The following is a 17,473-nucleotide window of genomic DNA, read 5'->3' as shown; positions in this document are numbered from 1 at the left end:
CTTTTTATCTTCATCTCTATACGCTATAAAAGCATACAATGCTCGTCTAACACGTGTTAAACAGCATTGTATGCCTCTATTATTAGGCTAATTTATTTTACTTATGGTATCGCCATGTGGATCAACCTGCGGAGGTGCTCCAGCTTCTACTTTAATTGTTTTGGCTTTATTTACAACATAGGCAACGCCTGTTTTTGGGTCCACTTTCACATGGTTTGGATGCGACCCGGTTTCAATATTCTTTAAAACAGTCCAGCTTTTAGCATCGATAACACTCGTTGTACCCGCCTGTCGGTTAGCTACATAGATGCGGTTCTTCACAGCATCATACGTAATTCCCAAAGCCCCTGCCCCTGTTTCAATACGCTTCAATAATTTGCCATCTTTATCAAGAACAGTGACATCGCCCGACTTCTGGTTGGTTACGAACAAATGCTTACCATCACTAGCAATGTTTACGGGCGATTCACCCCCACTAGGGAAGCTACGCTCTACTTTTTTTGTTTTGGTATTTACCACCGCGACAGCATTCTCCCCCATATTGGTAACATAGATATGCTCTTTATCGTTTAGAAAAGCCATGCCTGTGGTCATGTTGCCTACATTTTCAATCAAATGAGAAAAAGTATTCGTTTTACCATCTATCACCCAAATTGAACTAGGATCACCAACATCACTGATATATACCAGGTTGTTTACCTCATCGACAAGAACCTCACGGGTATGTGATTTTTCCTGTCCATGGCTAATCGTGTTAATCACTTTACCAGTTTTCAAGTCCAATACACTAACCCTGTTTGTGCGCGTATTTGTCGTATAGGCAATTTGTGTCTTGCTGTTCAAACCGATTCCATAAGGAGGATGTTCCGTCATCTTGATACTATCCACTATAGCTAACGAAGTAGGGTTTATTTTGTATAAAGCACCACCAGGCGTAGTCCGTGTACCTGCTCCAGTAACATAAATATGTTGATCAGCCGGATTGATTACGGCTTCATAAACGCCAAAGCCCGCAGGTGATGATTTTGCAAGTTCTTGCGCCGTACTATACATCAGGGGTAACGTCATCAAAGCAAAGACAGCATTGGTCTTTTTAAAAGATAACTTATTCTTAAATAAAGATTTATTGAAACTCATATTAATACATATATTAAGTGAATAAATAATTTTTATAAAGTCTTGCGATGCCACCAAGCATAGAATCGGCGGAAGGATTTCTGCCAATACAAAGCACCATGTTTACCCATCGGATCGATATCTACCTGAATATCCGAATGGAAATCAGTTACGAAATTTTGAACAAAGGCCAGCATGTCAGACACCATGCTATCTTGCATCTTTCCATCTTTCTTACGAAGCTCTTTCTCGCCAGCGTAGAAAAAATAACTTTGACCTTGAATAGCATGTCGCTCTTCTAAAGTCCGCTGCGCCAGCAAGCTATTTAAATGATGGCCAATCCATAACGAAGGAGAGAAAACTCCGAGGCTACCAAACACATCTGGGTACATAAGGCCTGCATATAAAGTAAGTAAACCACCTAGCGAACTGCCTACCATAGCCGTTGACTCTCTTTTAGGTTTCGTTCGAAAGTGCAGGTCTACATAAGGTTTCAAGACCTGCACGATATCTTGCAGATATTCCTTCCCCTTTGGCGCATGAATGTCTGCATATGGATCCATTAAATAGGTATTGAACCGATCGGATACATCAGCACCATGTGCTATAGCAACAACAATAGCCTTTTCTTGCGCCTCATCAATTGTTTCATCTACTTGCCACTCAACGGGACCTTTCCGCCCTGGAGCTAGCGCTTCATCAAATAAATGCTGCCCATCATGCATGTATATTACAGGATAATATTGATCACTCGTCGCATAATCGCTAGGTAGATAAATCCATACCTGACGTTGCTTGCCGAGGCTTGGAAAATAAAAAGCTTCATCCAGCACATGTACCTGTGGACTTGCCGTAGAATGCGCAAACTCATCACGCCAACGATTTGTATGTAGCGGAAAAGAACCTATAGCAGGCACTTGAACACTATATCCATCGTGCAATCGACCTTGTTTGTCTACTTCACATTTTTGCCAAGAGCCCTCTCGCATTAGCTTGAATTCCAAATGACCTCCTTCCACATCCGGTAGTGTAAAATGAAGCTTTTCACCCGGAACAGGCAAAGAGCCTACAAAATAGCCTTCGGCAGACCAGTTGTTAAAACTACCAACCATATAGCAGCCATGACCGGTATATAGCGGGTTGTCATTCGTTAATTCAAATGCTACGGAATATTTCTTCTTTATTTTTTCTAAGGCCATCTTACAGGAATTCGTGTCTACATCTTTGCTTTTTCACGCCACTAATTTAGAATAATTATAAATAATATTCAAAATTATTCTTAATGAGTCTAAATAAAGATATATTTGCAAGCATAATCTATTGCAACAATTATGTACAATCGAATATTCAGCAGCTATCATAAAGTAAGCTTAACCCTTCTATTTTCAAGTTTTGTATACCTTCAAGGATATGCGCAGCGCGCTGTGGCCTTACGAGCCCAGGTAGTAAATGCAGCGCAAAAGCCTATTGCGAATGCTCGTATACAGATTGGAAACACGCAGTTGAGTACAACAAAAGATGGATTTTTCAGTTTAAACACGTTAACGCCTGGCCAACATATATTACTTATTCAAGCGACAGATTATAGCAGTCGACAGGACACTCTATCCATCGTGGCGGGCGAACAATTAAAACTGACCATTACTCTAACGCCAAAAATAGAGCACATTGAAGCGGTCACCGTTAGTCGCACAGCTGCTGCACAATTAAAGCAGCAGCCTATCCGAGCAATCGTGATTGATACCCGAGCTGCGGCAACGGAAGCGACAAGTTTGAACGACCTGATGAATCGTAGCACAGGTATCCGTATTCGCCAAAATGGCGGTTTAGGTAGTCGTGCTGAAATCTCTATCAATGGTTTTCAAGGCAAGGCAATAAAATATTTTAAGGACGGTATTCCATTAGATTTTTTGGGGGAGGGCTACAATTTAGCCAACGCACCACTTGAAGCTTTAGATCACGTAGAGGTCTATAAAGGCATATTACCCGTGTCGTTAGGTGCTGATGCTTTAGGTGGAGCGGTGAACCTCGTCAGCAAGCAGAACCAAGATGCTAACCTACAAGCCTTCTATGAATATGGATCTTTCAATACGCATAAAACAGGCGTCATACTGCATAAACCAACTAAAGACCAGAGCTGGGCGTTTGGCGGTTCTGTCTTTTACAACTATTCGGACAACAACTATAAAGCAACAGTGGATGTTATCAATCCGGAAACTAAAAATCTCGAACCAACACGCTTACCCCTATTTCATAACGCATATCGACACTATTATGGGGAGCTATACGGACAAATTCAAAATAGAAATTGGGTCGATCAATTGCGCCTAAGCTTAATCGGTTTCCGTGTTAATAAAGAACAGCAGCATCCAGCGCTAATGACCGATGCTTATGGAGCGCTCCATACAAAGCAGTACACCCTTTCGCCTACTTTGCGCTATCAAAAAGCACTCTTCGATAAAAAGCTACACATAGATCAATTTTTAGCCTACAATGACCTCCAAACAGAAAGAATAGATACCCTTCGCGGCTATTACGATTGGTATGGGCAACTATTCCCTCGGGCTACCGTTGGTGAAAGCCGACTAGCCTCCCAATCACATATTCATGAGCGCCAATTCGTAGCACGTACAAATTTGCGCTACAACCTTAATGGAAACAACAAATTAAACTTGAATTATGTGTTTACCGAAAGCCGTCGGAAAGGAACTGACCCTTACGGTGCTCGTCTGGCAGAAAGCGATCTTGATGTCTTACAAATCGGATCGACCTACCAGAAGCATGTTGCAGGTGTTAGCATAGACAGCTACGGTTGGCAAGAGAAATTGCAAAATACACTGATGGTGAAATTCTATAATTACCGTACATCAGGCCTACAAAACACCTGGCTATCCGCCAATGTTGACGAAAAAGATAAGCGTACAAAGCGTGGGAGTTACTGGGGTATTGCGGATGGCATCCGTTACAAATTAAGCCCTGTGTCCTTAATCAAAGCATCAGCAGAATATGTGTATCGCCTGCCCGACCGTGAAGAAACTTTTGGAAACAATATTTTTATAGTTCCTAATTTTGAGTTAAATCCGGAACGCAGCATAAACCTTTCCTTAAGCTACCAGCACACCTTTTTTGAAAGCTTAAACGTTGAGGCCAACGGGTTTTATCGACGTACCAAGGATCTCATTATCGTGGTACCTATCCAAGCACCTAACGCGCAATATCAAAATCAAGATCAGGTCAAAGGATTCGGATTTGATGTTGACCTTGCCTACAGCTTCCTGAAGAACTACCGTGTAAATGCGAATGCTACATGGCAAGACCTTCGCTTATTTGGCATAGCGCAGGGCAACGATTTTTGGAAGAATGATGCCCGCTTGAGAAATACACCTTACTTCTTTGCTAATGCAGGCCTTCAAGCTGACTACGCCGATGTTGTAGGTGCTGGCGACCGACTAAAGCTGTTCCTACATTACAACTTCTTACGGGAGTTCTATCTAGAGACTATTCCTAAATCGGCGGAGCCGAAAGGATTTTTAGGCCTCGCAGGAAGCGCAAAGATCAACTCCAATTTAATTATCCCCAATCAGCACCTGCTAACGGCAGGAATGACCTATAAACTGGCGAATCGCGGTACGAGCATCGGCTTCGAAGTACGGAACCTGATGGATAAGCAGTTATTCGACTATTACCGCATTGCGCGTCCAGGTCGGAGCTTTCATGTAAAACTAAGTCATCAAATATAACAATATGAAAAAATCAACACTTTTTAAATCAGCATTAGTTGGTTTGGTAGCCACTAGTCTATTTGCAAGTTGTAGTAGTAAAGATAAACCCTGGGAGCCTGAAGAGCCCAATGTGAAAGATAAGTATGTACTCATCACGATGAGCGAAAATACCTTAACGAAACCAGGCTTCGCTACTGCCTTTGACGCTTTGCCTTCTGGCAATATAGTCAACAACGGAAACAACAGCTTACAAGGCTTAGGCTTTGGCGGTTGGCGCCCTTATGGTAACTGGCTACTTAAGATGTTCAACACGGAAACAAATGCCTTGGGAATTCAACAATTAAACGTTGATGTGAATGGAAAAGTGAGCAATGGCAAATTTATCGCAGGTGATAATAACACCAATGGTACTGGAAACTTCGCTATCGTCGATGACAACAAAGGGTATTATTGGGACGCTGCTGCACCCTTAAAAATACAGACCTTCAGCCCTACTTCCTTTCAGCGCACGGGCGACATAGACTTGGCAAGCGTTGTTAATGAACGAGGTCAGCAAGAAGCAGGAATTAAATACCGCTCTATTGGCCAGAAGTTCTTGGCCGTAAAAGAAGGTAAATTATATGCTAACATTACCTACGCGAAGACTGATGGAACGCAAAAAGGATTCTTCGACGATTTTTATGACGATGTGTACCTTGCCGTTATTGACATTGCGACAAACAAATATGAGAAGACCATCAAGATTGAAAATACAGGGTCAATCGCCTACATCAACGATAACTACATGTATTCTTTTGATACTAACGGCGACTTATACCTCGTGACACAAGGAAGAACGGCAACAGGTGGTAAATCTAAAATCGTACGTATCAAAGCCAAGGAAACGGATATTGATAAAACATGGTCTTTAGATATGGATGGTATCCAGCAAGGTGGAAAATTCGTTTCTGTATTTGCTAAAAACGGAAAATTGATCACCTTAATTCCTAATGCCCCGCTCACAGGTGGTCCAACCGGTAATATCAACTTTGAAGATGTATGGGTATTCTATAGTATTGATGCAAGCAGCAAAACACGTACTAAAATCGACGGTGTACCGGCAGTAACGAATCCAGGAGCAGCCTTTGGTGCTCTAGAAATTGATGGTAAAATTTTATTGCGTGTAACGACGAAAGCCGGTGATAAAAATGGTTACTACGAACTAAAAGGTACCCAAGCGAGTCCTTTATTTAATGTAACCGCAGGTGGATCCGTTTCAGGTTTATACAAGATCAAGGTGAAATAACACGAGTTTTGGTTTAATAATCAGCAAAGGGCTCCTACGATGATAAATCTAGGAGCCCTTGCTTTTCTAACCCCGAGTAAACTAGGCGAAGTTTTCTACTTGTATAGCTTACTCGGCGAAACACCAAAATATTTCTTGAAAGCCGCCGAAAAATTGGTCGCATCAGGGATACCCAAATATTGCGCAACCTCATTCACATTCATCCCCTCTTCCTGCAATAAATAACGCGCTCTGACCATGCGTTTTTCATTCATATAATCAAACACTGTCTTACCAAAAACTTGCTTAAAGTATTTCTTTAGATAATACTCGCTAGTCCCCACTTTTTGTGCTAAATCCAACAAAGAAGATGGCTTTGCAAAATTATAGTCCATGTAATACTTCGCATCGAGCATCGTACGGTGAATCTTGCTATCTATCGTCTGTTTTGCACCGGTATAATGAAGGTCTAAATACTGTTGAAACTGCATCATCAAAAGCTCAATAACCTTCGCTTCCATAGACATGCGACGCAGCAAAGTATCATGTTGCGTAGCCAAAATATCACGAAGCAAGCCCTCCATCTGCGGTGTGATGGGTGCCGATTGCTTAAATAACGGTGTCGGCTCCTCCTTATCAATAGCCTTTAGAAATCGGGCAAACATAGACTCTTGTGGCACATAGCGATAAAACAAATCGCGTGTTAAGATAATAGATATTAATTCTTTGTTTTGGCCTATCGGCCAATAATTGGCGTAGGCTGCCTGTGAAAGAAACAACAAGTTGTGTTGGTTCTCATCAATATGAATCAGCCGCTGTGGACCATCAAGCTCATAACCGGAACTACAACTCGTGTAAAATACCATCTCGACATAGCAAGAATCTGAACTCACCATAAATTCAACTTCGCGCTGCGCATCAATATTTACATGGGTAATCATAATATCAGACCAAGCGATGGTACGATTGCGGTCAACAACCCCATCGACATAGCTAATCTTCTTTAATTCAACGACATCTTGACTCTTCAACCCATCAGGAATGCTATTGACCACTTTAATTCCACTCGGGGAAACACTTTCTACGTAAATATGCATGGTTACATCTTGATCCTTTTTCATCGAAAGTACTCCCTTTTTCATCTGTGAAGCGTGTAACAGGAGTCTTACATTTGCGGTATCAAATTTATTTATAATTATTCTAAATAAAAATAAGAAAACAACAAACAGACCAATCATTACACAAAATGTTAAAAAAACATAACCAAGCATTACGCTTATTAACCTTATTCTTACTATTCTGTAATCCGCTTTTTGCGCAACAGAAGGGATTTTTAAGGGGAAGTATTGAAAACAGCGCAGGAGAAAAAATACCTAATGCCTCCATTGTATTGAACAACAGCCACCATGGGCAACATGCGGACAACGAAGGAAATTTCCACCTGAAAAACCTACATACAGGAAGCCATAGCTTAAAAGTTAGTGCTATTGGTTACCGTACGATAACACAGAAAGTAACGGTGAATAACCAGTCGGAACCCGCGTTAATACGCATCCGCCTAGAAGCTTTAGATAACAAATTGGACGAAGTCAACGTAAGTGGGAAAACGGAGACACAAAAAGCAGCACAGCAGGCTTACCAAGTATCCGTTATTGATGCCAAGAAATTACATAATACAACGCTCAACATTGCGAGTGCACTAAATACCGTTCCGGGCATCCGTGTACGAGAATCAGGCGGTTTGGGATCAAGCACAGAGTTTTCGCTGAACGGCTTTAGCGGTAACCAAGTCAAGTTTTTTATCGATGGAATCCCCATGGAAAATATGGGTAACGCCTTCCGCATCAATAACATTCCAATTAACCTTGCGGAGCGTATTGAGGTCTATAAAGGGGTTGTCCCTGTTAATTTAGGTGCAGATGCTTTAGGTGGAGCCATCAATATTGTGACCAACTCTGGCAAAACAAGCTACCTAGACGCCTCCTACTCTTATGGATCCTTTAATACGCATAAAACGTCGGTTAACCTAGCGATGAATAATAAAAAAGGGTTCACCTTTATGTTAAATGCGCTGCAAAACTATTCGGATAATAACTATTGGATTGAATTTGAAACAGAGTATGATGCTAGTGGTCAATTGTATCCTGTACGCACACGCCGTTTCCACGACCGCTACCGCAATGAAATGGTCATGCTTGCTGCTGGTGTACGCCATAAAGCATGGGCCGACCAGTTTTTGGTTGGGATAGATTTAGGTGAATATAAAAAGGATATCCAGAATGGAAATACCATGGAAGATGTGTTTGGCAAACGCGAAACTAAAGGTATCACGATCCTTCCATCCATCAAATACTTAAAAAGAAACTTAGGCTTAAAGAATTTAGACCTTAACATCAGTGGTAACTTCAATTTTGGTTACGATCGTACCATCGATACCGCAGCAGCACGCTATAACTGGTTAGGTACAAACATCCTTCCTTCTAGTTCTACAAAAAGAGGTGAAAGAAGCCTTACCGACAGCCGTTATCATAACAATGATGGTGTCTTTACCGCCAATTTGAGTTATAAACTAGACGATAAGCATTCTTTTGTATTGAACAACAACTACACCACATTACGCCGTGTTTCTAAAAACTTATTAGGTGATAACGACACATTCTTTGATAATAAACCAGGTTCTGTTCGTAAGAATGTGTTAGGGCTATCCTACCGATACGATTATTCTAAAAAATGGAATACTATTGTTTTCGCAAAATTGTATCAACAAAACTCACGTGCTTTCGTCGATACAACGGCTAGTGTTGATCCCGTGCCGAGCCACAATGCCTATGCATGGCAAAGCAGCAAGTTTACCACACAAGGATATGGAGTCGCTAGTACGTACTTCTTCCGTGATGACCTTCAACTACGTGCTTCTTACGAACATGGTATACGCGTGCCAACCAGCAACGAGCTCTTGGGTAACATGAACACCATGTCGGGAAATTTCACCTTAAAGCCAGAGAAAAGTGAAAACGTAAATTTAGGCGTTATCTACAGTCCTTCAATTAACAATACGCACTTCTTGACTTTTGATGCAGCCGTGTTGTACCGCTACTCCCGCGACTTTATTCGTCCTCGGATGCAACGTGTGCAGGCTTCTACAGGCTTACAAATGGTCAATCTACGTGATGTAGACAATAAGGGAGTTGAATTAAGTATACGTTACCGCTACAAGAACATCTTTAACATAGGGTCGAACATCAGCTACCAAAACTTGATTAACCAAACGAAATACGAAGGCGGTACGGATGATATGGTAAGTATTGTCTATAAAGACCGTATCCCTAATATGCCTTACTTCTTTGGTAATACGGATGCTTATTATTCCTTCAACAACTTTATGGGAACCGACGGTTCATTAACCCTAGGCTACCAACTATACTATACTCATGAGTATTTCGAAAGCTGGCCTAGCCTTGGAACAAAAAGTAAGAAAGTAACGATTCCAACACAGTGGAATCACAATGTCAATTTGATTTATGCTTTCAAAGGAGGCAAGTACAATGTTACGCTCGAATGCTTGAATATGACCGATGCTCTGCTGTATGATCATTTCAAACTGCAGAAGCCTAGCCGTTCTTTCAACGTGAAGTTTAGGTACTTCCTATTTAATATGTAAGCGAAAAAAATAGAATACATAAACAAAAATTAATTTATAACATGAAAATTAGATCTGTAATTAACAGCACCTTAGCTTTTGCTCTACTTGGATTAGCTTCCTGTAGCAAAAGCAACAACGGCCCGGATACTCCTCCCGACACCGCTGTAGAGAAATTTGTAATTGCCGGTATCGCCGCCACAGCGGAGCAAGATAAGCAATACTTGTTCTTAGCCGACCGATTGGATGAAGGCGAAATCACGGTAAAGGGAAATGGTTACGAAACGGCCGGTGGTACGATGTATGCCTTAAACAATAAAGCTATTACTTTTAAATATAATAGAGGGGATCCTGGAAATGCAGAGGTGTTTCAGTTAGATGCGAAAAATGAATTGACGAAAACAGGCGCTTTCAATGTGAAGTCGGTAAATGTATTCTTACCACTAAAAGCTGGAGACCACCTTATAGCATATAATATTGGACGCAGCTTGACAACACCAGGAACAGCTTACTGGGTAAATACACAAACAAACGCTGTAGACAAGCAGCTGGATGTGGATCAAAAATTAATTTACATAGATGGTAAACATATTGACAACCACTTCGGCTGGCCGTATGCCTTCTTCGAGTTTGGTGATAAAATATATGCTCCACTCTTGCCTGCTTATGGAGGTTCAGGCGATAAAGATCCTGCTGGCTTTGACTATAGAAACCGCGCCTTCGTAGCCATTTTCGATAAGAACTTGAAATTCGAAAAAACCATTACGGATACGCGTATGCCTTATATCGGTCAATACTATAACAACATTGGTCTAGGTCAGGTTGCTAACGGAGACGTCTATGCATTCTCTAATGGTGACGTCGCTTCGAGCAACAACCATTCAGCTTTCTTAAAAATCAAAGGCGAACAATTTGATAAAGATTATTACTGGGATGTGGAAGCTGTAGCGGGTATGCGTATTCGTGCGGGCTTCTTCCTTAAGGATAACAAATTTGTATTAGTTATGACACCGAGAGATAATGCTAAAGCGGAAGCTGATGGGGTGAAATTAGCCATTGTTGACGTCGTGAAAAAAGAATTTAAATGGGTATCGGGGGTAACATCAAAAATTACAGACCCAGGATTTGGCTTCCCATTATTTACTGTAAACGGAAAATCGTACTTACCATTACAAGAAGGCCAAGCTTCGGTAAGTTATTTATACGTAATCGATGCGGATAACAATACCGCAAAACGAGGATTGAAAATGACGGGTATTAAAGAAATATCTGGCGTAGGAAGTTTAAAAAAATAAATATTAAAACAAAATCATCATGAAATCAATAAAACTAGCAATCGCATTAGGCTTTCTAACCATCGGAACTACCTATGCGCAACCGGCACAAAAGAAATTGCCTGCAGAGCATGAAATTGTATCCAACCAAAAGATTGATGCCAGTATTTACCAATTGGCTTTTAATACGGCCAATGACCTTGTATATGTCGTGGGCCCTAAAGGAGGATTCAATTCCAAGGACCAAGAGCAGTATGTTTATGTTTTAAAAGGACAGAATCTCGCTGTGGTAGATTCTATACCTTTGGGTAAAAATGCTCCTTTTGGCGTAGCGATAAACAATAAAACACAAACGCTATATGTGGGTCATTCTATTAAGCAAAGTATCAGCGCGATTGATTTAAAAACAAAGAAGCAAACACTTATATCAAGCGGACGTGAGAAGTCTAAAATCAGAGAAATCGTCGTAGATGAAGACAACAATATGGTTTATGTTTCTGACCATGGTGATCCTTCTATCTGGGTCGTTGATGGAAAAACAAATAGTTACAAAAAAACTATCGCCATACCAGAAGCGATGGTGCTAGGCCTAAGTGTAGATAGCAAACGTGGTAAATTATATGCAACAGATTCTAATACCATGGAAGGTAATGTTTTAGTGTACGACACCAAAGACTACAGTCTTCAATCTAAATGGAAAACATGGTCTTATTGCCCGTTAAACATCGCCCTAGATAAACAAAACAACCGCTTGTTCGTAAGCCAGTCGAACGACAACAATATCACGGTAATCAATGGAGAGACAGGTGAAATCATCAACAAGGTATATTTAGGCTATGACGCCTCTCCTATTGGTTTGGTTTATGATGCTAAGAATGACCAGGTGTTCGTGGCAAACCGCAACAAGAAGGAAGTTGCTGTTGTGGATATGAAAGCCTACAAAGTAAGCGAAAGAATTCCGACTGATGGCTTACCGAATACCCTTGTTATAAATGATAAAGACGGTTCTGTATATGTAACCAACAAAGATGGACGTAAAGCAGATGATGTATTATCAAATGCAAATACAGTACAAAAAATAAAGAAAATTTAATTGGACGTATAACTCTATTAGCCTTTATATTTTATATGTAATCTGAACTGCAGCGCATTGACGCTGCAGTTCTATTTTAAGGTAAATGAGCCTTGAAATAAAGTTATGCTTGGCGCAACATCTCAATGTGTAGTATACCGTCTTCATCATAAGGCTCGCCTTGCTCAACAAAGCCTAGAGAGCCATAGAACCCTTTTAGGTAATGCTGTGCACCAATACGTATAGCTGTTGTTTCATAAAGCTTTTCGCAGGCTACAATAGCATTTTGCATTAAATTTTTACCTAATCCAAAACTACGAAACACCGGATCAATAACTACCCGCCCAATAGAAACCTCTTCGTAGGATAAACCGGCAGGTAATAAGCGTGTATAGCCAGCTAATTTACCTTCAACAAAACACATAAGATGTTCACTTTTTAAGTCCTTACCGTCAATATCTTGGTAAACACATTGTTGTTCAACCACAAATATAGCACTGCGTAACGCTAAAATAGCATAGAGCTCAAGGCTACTTAAGTCATCAAAAGATTTAAGGAAATACTCAATTTTCATGGTCGCAAGTTAAGCATTTTACGAAATGTCTTCTATAAAAAATTATTGACTACGGTAGCGCATTCCATTTGGTGCTACGGGCCATTTCTCTTCTTCATGGTAGGTATACTGCATGGCACGCTCAATCATGGCTTTCATTTTCTCACCGCTTTGTTTTCCAACGAGGTACAAAGCGACATCAATACCGGAAGTAACGCCCGACGAGGTAATGATATTACCTTCATCAACAAAGCGAACATCCTTGACCACGGTGGCCTTAGGGTATTGCTCGGCTAAATCGTCGGCCACGAAATAATGCGTTGTAATCTTTTTACCATCAAATGCGCCTGTTGGGGCAACCAAATATGCTCCCGTACAAACGGTCACCAGATGGCCATCATTCTTTTTTGACCATCGTTTAATAAAATCTAGATACACCTTATCATCCACCAAAGCATGCATAACCGGCATACTCGCTCCAGGAATAATCAAATAATCGGCCGTTGGCATGTTTTCGAGTGTATAATCGGGAGTCATCTTTAACAAACCATTTTCCGTTCGCACTGGCTTCAGATCTTTAGCGACCGTAAAAACAGTATACTTACCTTGACTTAGATTCTTTGCTTTAGAAAAAACTTCCATCGGGCCGGCAAAATCCTGAAGAACGACATCAGGATAGAGTAAAATAGCAATACGTACGTTGGTTTGTTGAACTTCACTAGCCATAGTATGCATCTGTTGCTCATGGGCCCTATGCTGCTGGGCCTGAAGCTTCATACTACCTACACTAAGTAATGCAATAGCAAAAACATGTTTACATTTCATCTGTTTTCCAATTATAAAATTACAGTACAAAGCTAGCGGATTGCCTATTGATAAGCACTTCTATTAAGCGTTGAATTATACTACAAAACAGACTTATTATATCATTTTTTGAGACTATAGCTTAACCATTATACATGAACGATAAAGTTACGCCCAAAAGCATACTGACATATAGCTGTCAAGAGCCCTTACTAGCTTTGACTAAAATCAAACTAAAAACAAGATGAACGAACAAACGAAACCCCTAGACCGTAGCCATGGTGCTTTTCGCAAAAATGCAGACGCTTTCTACAACATCATTCAAGAGGGATTGAAAGGTGAAGTAGATGGTGTCCATTTCTGGGATACCGTAGCCGAAGATGCTGTATTTGAATTCCTTTACCATTTTCCAGGCTTTGCGACAAAGATTGAAGGCAGACAGGCTTATATGGACTGGTTTAGTGGCTATACGAACGAATTGCATAGTGCTGACAATTTACACATTTACAAAGACCGTGAGCAGGGTGTAATCACCTTATTGTATGAAGTGCATGGCACCATTCCACACAATGGAAAAGCTTATGACAATAGGTTTTGTTCGATTATCACGATTAAGAATCGAAAAATTGTATACTGGAAAGATTACATGGACTCTTTATCAGCTTATACCGCAATGGCCCAATAACGAATTTAGCCCTGTGGAGAGATTGCTCTGACTTCTCCACAGGCTAGCACGCTATTCGAGTTTACTTTTTGTATACCGCTTCGGATTCAACCCTATATGCTCCTTAAAAACGCGTGTGAAGTGACTTAAATTGGTAAAACCTAAACGGTAACCAACCTCCGACACGGCGATTTTTTCATTCCGCAACAGGCGTGCAGCTTCTTGCATTCGGAAATCTTGATAATAACTAAATATGCTTTTCCCGAAAACCTGTTTAAAGAGTCTTTTTAATTTAGAAGCACTCATCCCGGCCGTCAAAGCCAACGAGTCGATGCTCGGAGCATCACTTAAATCTGCTAAAAGGGATTCTTTAGCCTGATAAAGAGAGTCAATATCCTTACTATTTAAATCATAAATATGTTCCTCATCTCTTTTCTCCAACTCAACCAGCAATCTACAAATCAATTCCTCAGTCTTTATACGTAGATAAAACAAGGTGAAGGGTTCTCTAATAGATGATACAAACATCTCATCTACGACTTTCTGTATCGAAGCGTGCAACAATTGATCGAAAAGCAAAGGTTGCGTATTATCTATTAGACTTTGGAGTATAGGCGATGGTTCGGAAAACCGAAATAGACTTTGTAAATAAGAAGCATCAACTTCAATATTAATAGATGCCCTATTGGAGTGTACCGGAATCAACTGATCACTATCAATGCGACTCGTAGCAATAAGAACAGATGGCAATTCTGACGTCGTTTTAGACATCGCATTTCCATCTACAGGCAGCATATTTCTAAATTTGAAAAGAATCATCCGCCCCAAAGTGTCCTTATCGGGATTAGTAAGCACCAATTCTTCATTTAATTTATAATCAAGCACCAACATACGGATATGTTCATTAAAGACATAGCCCTTGCAATACCCCTCTCCATAGGCCGGAGGAATCGCTAAGCGCCAATCCACAACCTCTGTGTTCATTGCTTCCGCAAGTTGGATGAGAACCTTCGGCACTCCATAAAATGAATCCTTACCCATTAAATACCTTTTACAACTATTTTGAACGCTAAAATAGCTATTTCAACGGTAATCACTCTATTACTTTAGCATCAAAACAATTCATCGCCTTTCTTTTTGTTCAGTAATTTTTTTTCATCCCCCTCTAACTTACGTTGCAGTTTTTTGACATCTTCTGCTGCGGGTAGATTTTCAGGAATAATACCGCGCTCAGTCAGCATATCGCGAACCGCCTTATTATTATCGACATGCTCTGTTTCAATCGTAGCTTGCCCCTTTAAATCATTCGTTTGCACATTCAATCCAGTCATCTCGGCAGCTAGATCCTTCGCTTTAATACTTATGGTGGGTAGAAAATCAGCAAGCGGTCGATTGTCGGGTACGCCCATTTTCTTTTTCAATGTATGGGTATGTAGTTTAAACAAGGCATGGTCGCCGTTACTTCTAATTTTCGCAAAACCAAGACTATCGACACCGCGTTCATACAAAATGCCCGAGAGCTGCTTTTCAGTTTGGCTTAACTTCTCCCGAGCCTTAAGTCGCTCGTACTCCAAAAGACGTTGCTCGACCAATTCTGCCCTGCGAGTCTGTACAGCAAAATAATTCTGAGCAAAGGATATCTCTTGCTTTCGGCTGTCCCCATTTTGAGCAATTAGATAACATGCATAACGAGTAAGTAGGATATCAGTAATCTCTTTTTCCGCTCCCTTGGGCATTAGAATCGTTTTCCCGACGTCGGGAAAATGATAATAGACCTCCTCACCCGCATTTTTACAAGCATCTTTAGCTTTTTGGATAACCTTTTCGAAATTATCCCATTTACCGTAACCGAGTAATTTTTGCAAATCCCGAGCACTCCAACATTCCACGCCTTCTAATTCGGAGGCAGCCTGTTCAAACAGTTCAAATAATTGATTGATTTCTTCTGATTTCATAATTGGTAATTTTAAAATTGATTAACATTTTTAGATAAAGGCCATGTAAGGGAAAGAAAACGTATGGAAATGCCTTTAAGAGGTCGTATGGCGGGTAATTAAGCACAAAACATTGTTTTATCATCCGTGTTACAGCACTAGCAAACCTGGAAAGAGAAACAACAATCACATCAAAAAACAAGTTATCAAATACACTATCAACAACTTATACTTAAATATAAGCATTAAAATTCAAATTTTATAAAACACCAAAGCCCCAACAAAAGTTGAGGCTTGGCTTTCGGGAAAATTAAAGCATGACATCCCTATATTTTGCGCAATTACTTAACGGAATCGCCCGTACGCAGTTCTGGATTTCCTTTCGTTAGTAACACGTCGTTTTCATTTAGTTCACTTGCGTAGATTTCTACCTTATCGGTCGTCTCAATACCACGGTCCACCTTTATACGGGTCACCTTATTATCTTGAATACGGTAAACAAAAGCCCCCTCTCCGGTATTACCGATTGCTGTTTTATTGACAATAAAAACTTTATGTTGACCTTTTAAATCCAACTGCACTTCGGCTACCATCCCTGGTAAAAGCTTCCCATTGGAATTATCAATATCCAGCTCTATTTGTTCTGTACGCATTGTTTTATCTAATGCTCCCGACATCCGACGTATATTTCCATTAAAAGTATCTCCACGTAGTGAAGCAATTTTAAAATTCAACAACTGGCCGAGTTGCAATAAACCAGCATAAGACTCTGGTACATAAATCGTCAAACGAAGTTTTCGATAATCGACAACACGCAATAAAGGAACGCTACCATTACTACCCACATAAGCGCCTACATTAACATTACGCAAACTTACCTTACCACTAAATGGAGCACGAATTTTTAAATAATCCTGCATATTGATGGTCTCGTTATACGCGGCGCGTATAGCTTCTAGCTGTGCTTTATCAGCATTACGCTTACCAATGGCTTGCTCTAAATCATTGGTAGAAATAGTACCAGCCACTTTACTCGTTTCCAACAAACGCTGATAATGACTGTTACTCGCCGCTGCAACGGCCTCTTGAGCAACCAATTTAGACTTTGCTGCGGTCAACTGCGATTGGATTTCTGGTGCTTCCAGATCAACTAAAAGCTGACCTTGCTTCACCTCATCACCAATATCAGCCCATAAATTTTTGACATAGCTATTTACTTTAGCATAAAGCTCTACTTCACGGAAGCCTGATAATTCGGCGGGCAAGCTAATCGAAGATTGTAAGCTATCTTGCTTCAAAATGAAGGTTTCAACCGTACTTTCCTCTACATTAACCGCCTTTATTTGGGCGGGTTCCTGCTGACAACTAAAAAAAAGCGATACAGGCAACAGAATATATAGTAGGCGAAAAATTGAGTTATACGTATACAT

14 protein-coding genes are annotated in these 17,473 nt (G+C 40.6%); 6 read left to right on the top strand and 8 right to left on the bottom strand.

The window, feature by feature from the left end:
* Positions 1-87: 87 nt before the first annotated feature.
* Both WH223_RS04950 and WH223_RS04945 read right to left on the bottom strand, forming a co-directional pair.
* Positions 88-1,137: a YncE family protein gene (locus tag WH223_RS04950; protein ID WP_340046430.1), complete on the bottom strand. Its 1,050-nt coding sequence runs from the start codon at positions 1,135-1,137 to the stop codon at positions 88-90.
* A gap of 32 nt (positions 1,138-1,169) precedes the next feature.
* On the bottom strand, positions 1,170-2,315 hold the full coding sequence (locus WH223_RS04945; protein WP_340046429.1) for an alpha/beta hydrolase: 1,146 nt from the start codon (positions 2,313-2,315) through the stop codon (positions 1,170-1,172).
* Between the two features lie 132 nt (positions 2,316-2,447).
* Between WH223_RS04945 and WH223_RS04940 the strand changes: the two genes are divergently transcribed.
* Both WH223_RS04940 and WH223_RS04935 read left to right on the top strand, forming a co-directional pair.
* On the top strand, positions 2,448-4,856 hold the full coding sequence (locus WH223_RS04940; protein ID WP_340046428.1) for a TonB-dependent receptor: 2,409 nt from the start codon (positions 2,448-2,450) through the stop codon (positions 4,854-4,856).
* A 4-nt stretch (positions 4,857-4,860) separates the two neighbouring features.
* The gene (locus WH223_RS04935) at positions 4,861-6,123 is read left to right on the top strand and encodes a hypothetical protein (RefSeq protein WP_340046427.1); all 1,263 of its coding nucleotides are present in this window, start codon (positions 4,861-4,863) and stop codon (positions 6,121-6,123) included.
* 95 nt (positions 6,124-6,218) lie between these two features.
* On the opposite strand, the gene WH223_RS04930 is transcribed toward WH223_RS04935, so the two are convergent.
* Positions 6,219-7,244 carry a helix-turn-helix transcriptional regulator gene (locus WH223_RS04930; RefSeq protein ID WP_340046426.1) on the bottom strand — a complete coding sequence of 342 codons (1,026 nt, stop codon included), beginning with the start codon at positions 7,242-7,244 and terminating at the stop codon, positions 6,219-6,221.
* A 104-nt stretch (positions 7,245-7,348) separates the two neighbouring features.
* Between WH223_RS04930 and WH223_RS04925 the strand changes: the two genes are divergently transcribed.
* Genes WH223_RS04925 through WH223_RS04915 form a run of 3 tightly spaced genes read left to right on the top strand, consistent with a single transcriptional unit; the run spans position 7,349 to position 12,109 of the window.
* Positions 7,349-9,763, top strand: coding sequence for a TonB-dependent receptor (locus tag WH223_RS04925; protein ID WP_340046425.1), 2,415 nt, complete (start codon positions 7,349-7,351; stop codon positions 9,761-9,763).
* 41 nt (positions 9,764-9,804) lie between these two features.
* Positions 9,805-11,037, top strand: coding sequence for a DUF4374 domain-containing protein (locus tag WH223_RS04920; protein WP_340046424.1), 1,233 nt, complete (start codon positions 9,805-9,807; stop codon positions 11,035-11,037).
* Between the two features lie 19 nt (positions 11,038-11,056).
* The gene (locus WH223_RS04915) at positions 11,057-12,109 is read left to right on the top strand and encodes a YncE family protein (protein ID WP_340046423.1); all 1,053 of its coding nucleotides are present in this window, start codon (positions 11,057-11,059) and stop codon (positions 12,107-12,109) included.
* A 103-nt stretch (positions 12,110-12,212) separates the two neighbouring features.
* Here WH223_RS04915 and WH223_RS04910 read toward each other — a convergent pair whose 3' ends face one another.
* The gene (locus WH223_RS04910) at positions 12,213-12,662 is read right to left on the bottom strand and encodes a GNAT family N-acetyltransferase (RefSeq protein WP_340046422.1); all 450 of its coding nucleotides are present in this window, start codon (positions 12,660-12,662) and stop codon (positions 12,213-12,215) included.
* Positions 12,663-12,704: 42 nt separating this feature from the next.
* Positions 12,705-13,466 (bottom strand): DJ-1/PfpI family protein, encoded by a 762-nt coding sequence (locus WH223_RS04905; protein WP_340046421.1) that lies wholly within the window; start codon positions 13,464-13,466, stop codon positions 12,705-12,707.
* A 223-nt stretch (positions 13,467-13,689) separates the two neighbouring features.
* On the opposite strand from WH223_RS04905, the gene WH223_RS04900 reads away from it, so the two are divergent.
* Complete coding sequence (locus WH223_RS04900) at positions 13,690-14,130, top strand: nuclear transport factor 2 family protein (RefSeq protein ID WP_340046420.1); 441 nt, start codon at positions 13,690-13,692, stop codon at positions 14,128-14,130.
* Positions 14,131-14,181: 51 nt separating this feature from the next.
* On the opposite strand, the gene WH223_RS04895 is transcribed toward WH223_RS04900, so the two are convergent.
* From WH223_RS04895 to WH223_RS04885, 3 genes are all read right to left on the bottom strand, one after another.
* Positions 14,182-15,150 carry a helix-turn-helix transcriptional regulator gene (locus WH223_RS04895; protein ID WP_340046419.1) on the bottom strand — a complete coding sequence of 323 codons (969 nt, stop codon included), beginning with the start codon at positions 15,148-15,150 and terminating at the stop codon, positions 14,182-14,184.
* Positions 15,151-15,221: 71 nt separating this feature from the next.
* Positions 15,222-16,064 carry a DNA damage-inducible protein D gene (dinD, locus tag WH223_RS04890; protein WP_340046418.1) on the bottom strand — a complete coding sequence of 281 codons (843 nt, stop codon included), beginning with the start codon at positions 16,062-16,064 and terminating at the stop codon, positions 15,222-15,224.
* 320 nt (positions 16,065-16,384) lie between these two features.
* Positions 16,385-17,473 (bottom strand): efflux RND transporter periplasmic adaptor subunit, encoded by a 1,089-nt coding sequence (locus tag WH223_RS04885; protein ID WP_340046417.1) that lies wholly within the window; start codon positions 17,471-17,473, stop codon positions 16,385-16,387.

It is taken from the genome of Sphingobacterium sp. MYb382, assembly GCF_037572665.1.
Taxonomy (GTDB): domain Bacteria; phylum Bacteroidota; class Bacteroidia; order Sphingobacteriales; family Sphingobacteriaceae; genus Sphingobacterium.
Note: the sequence above shows the minus strand (reverse complement) of the source record. Positions and strands in the feature narration are given on the sequence as shown.

Excerpts from the sequence above, each read along its gene's own strand:
- WH223_RS04950 (WP_340046430.1), bottom strand. The coding sequence starts at position 1,137 with ATGAGTTTCAATAAATCTTTATTTAAGAATAAGTTATCTTTTAAAAAG.
- WH223_RS04945 (WP_340046429.1), bottom strand. The coding sequence starts at position 2,315 with ATGGCCTTAGAAAAAATAAAGAAGAAATATTCCGTAGCATTTGAATTA.
- WH223_RS04940 (WP_340046428.1), top strand. The coding sequence starts at position 2,448 with ATGTACAATCGAATATTCAGCAGCTATCATAAAGTAAGCTTAACCCTT.
- WH223_RS04935 (WP_340046427.1), top strand. The coding sequence starts at position 4,861 with ATGAAAAAATCAACACTTTTTAAATCAGCATTAGTTGGTTTGGTAGCC.
- WH223_RS04930 (WP_340046426.1), bottom strand. The coding sequence starts at position 7,244 with ATGAAAAAGGGAGTACTTTCGATGAAAAAGGATCAAGATGTAACCATG.
- WH223_RS04925 (WP_340046425.1), top strand. The coding sequence starts at position 7,349 with ATGTTAAAAAAACATAACCAAGCATTACGCTTATTAACCTTATTCTTA.
- WH223_RS04920 (WP_340046424.1), top strand. The coding sequence starts at position 9,805 with ATGAAAATTAGATCTGTAATTAACAGCACCTTAGCTTTTGCTCTACTT.
- WH223_RS04915 (WP_340046423.1), top strand. The coding sequence starts at position 11,057 with ATGAAATCAATAAAACTAGCAATCGCATTAGGCTTTCTAACCATCGGA.
- WH223_RS04910 (WP_340046422.1), bottom strand. The coding sequence starts at position 12,662 with ATGAAAATTGAGTATTTCCTTAAATCTTTTGATGACTTAAGTAGCCTT.
- WH223_RS04905 (WP_340046421.1), bottom strand. The coding sequence starts at position 13,466 with ATGAAATGTAAACATGTTTTTGCTATTGCATTACTTAGTGTAGGTAGT.
- WH223_RS04900 (WP_340046420.1), top strand. The coding sequence starts at position 13,690 with ATGAACGAACAAACGAAACCCCTAGACCGTAGCCATGGTGCTTTTCGC.
- WH223_RS04895 (WP_340046419.1), bottom strand. The coding sequence starts at position 15,150 with ATGGGTAAGGATTCATTTTATGGAGTGCCGAAGGTTCTCATCCAACTT.
- dinD (WP_340046418.1), bottom strand. The coding sequence starts at position 16,064 with ATGAAATCAGAAGAAATCAATCAATTATTTGAACTGTTTGAACAGGCT.
- WH223_RS04885 (WP_340046417.1), bottom strand. The coding sequence starts at position 17,473 with ATGTATACGTATAACTCAATTTTTCGCCTACTATATATTCTGTTGCCT.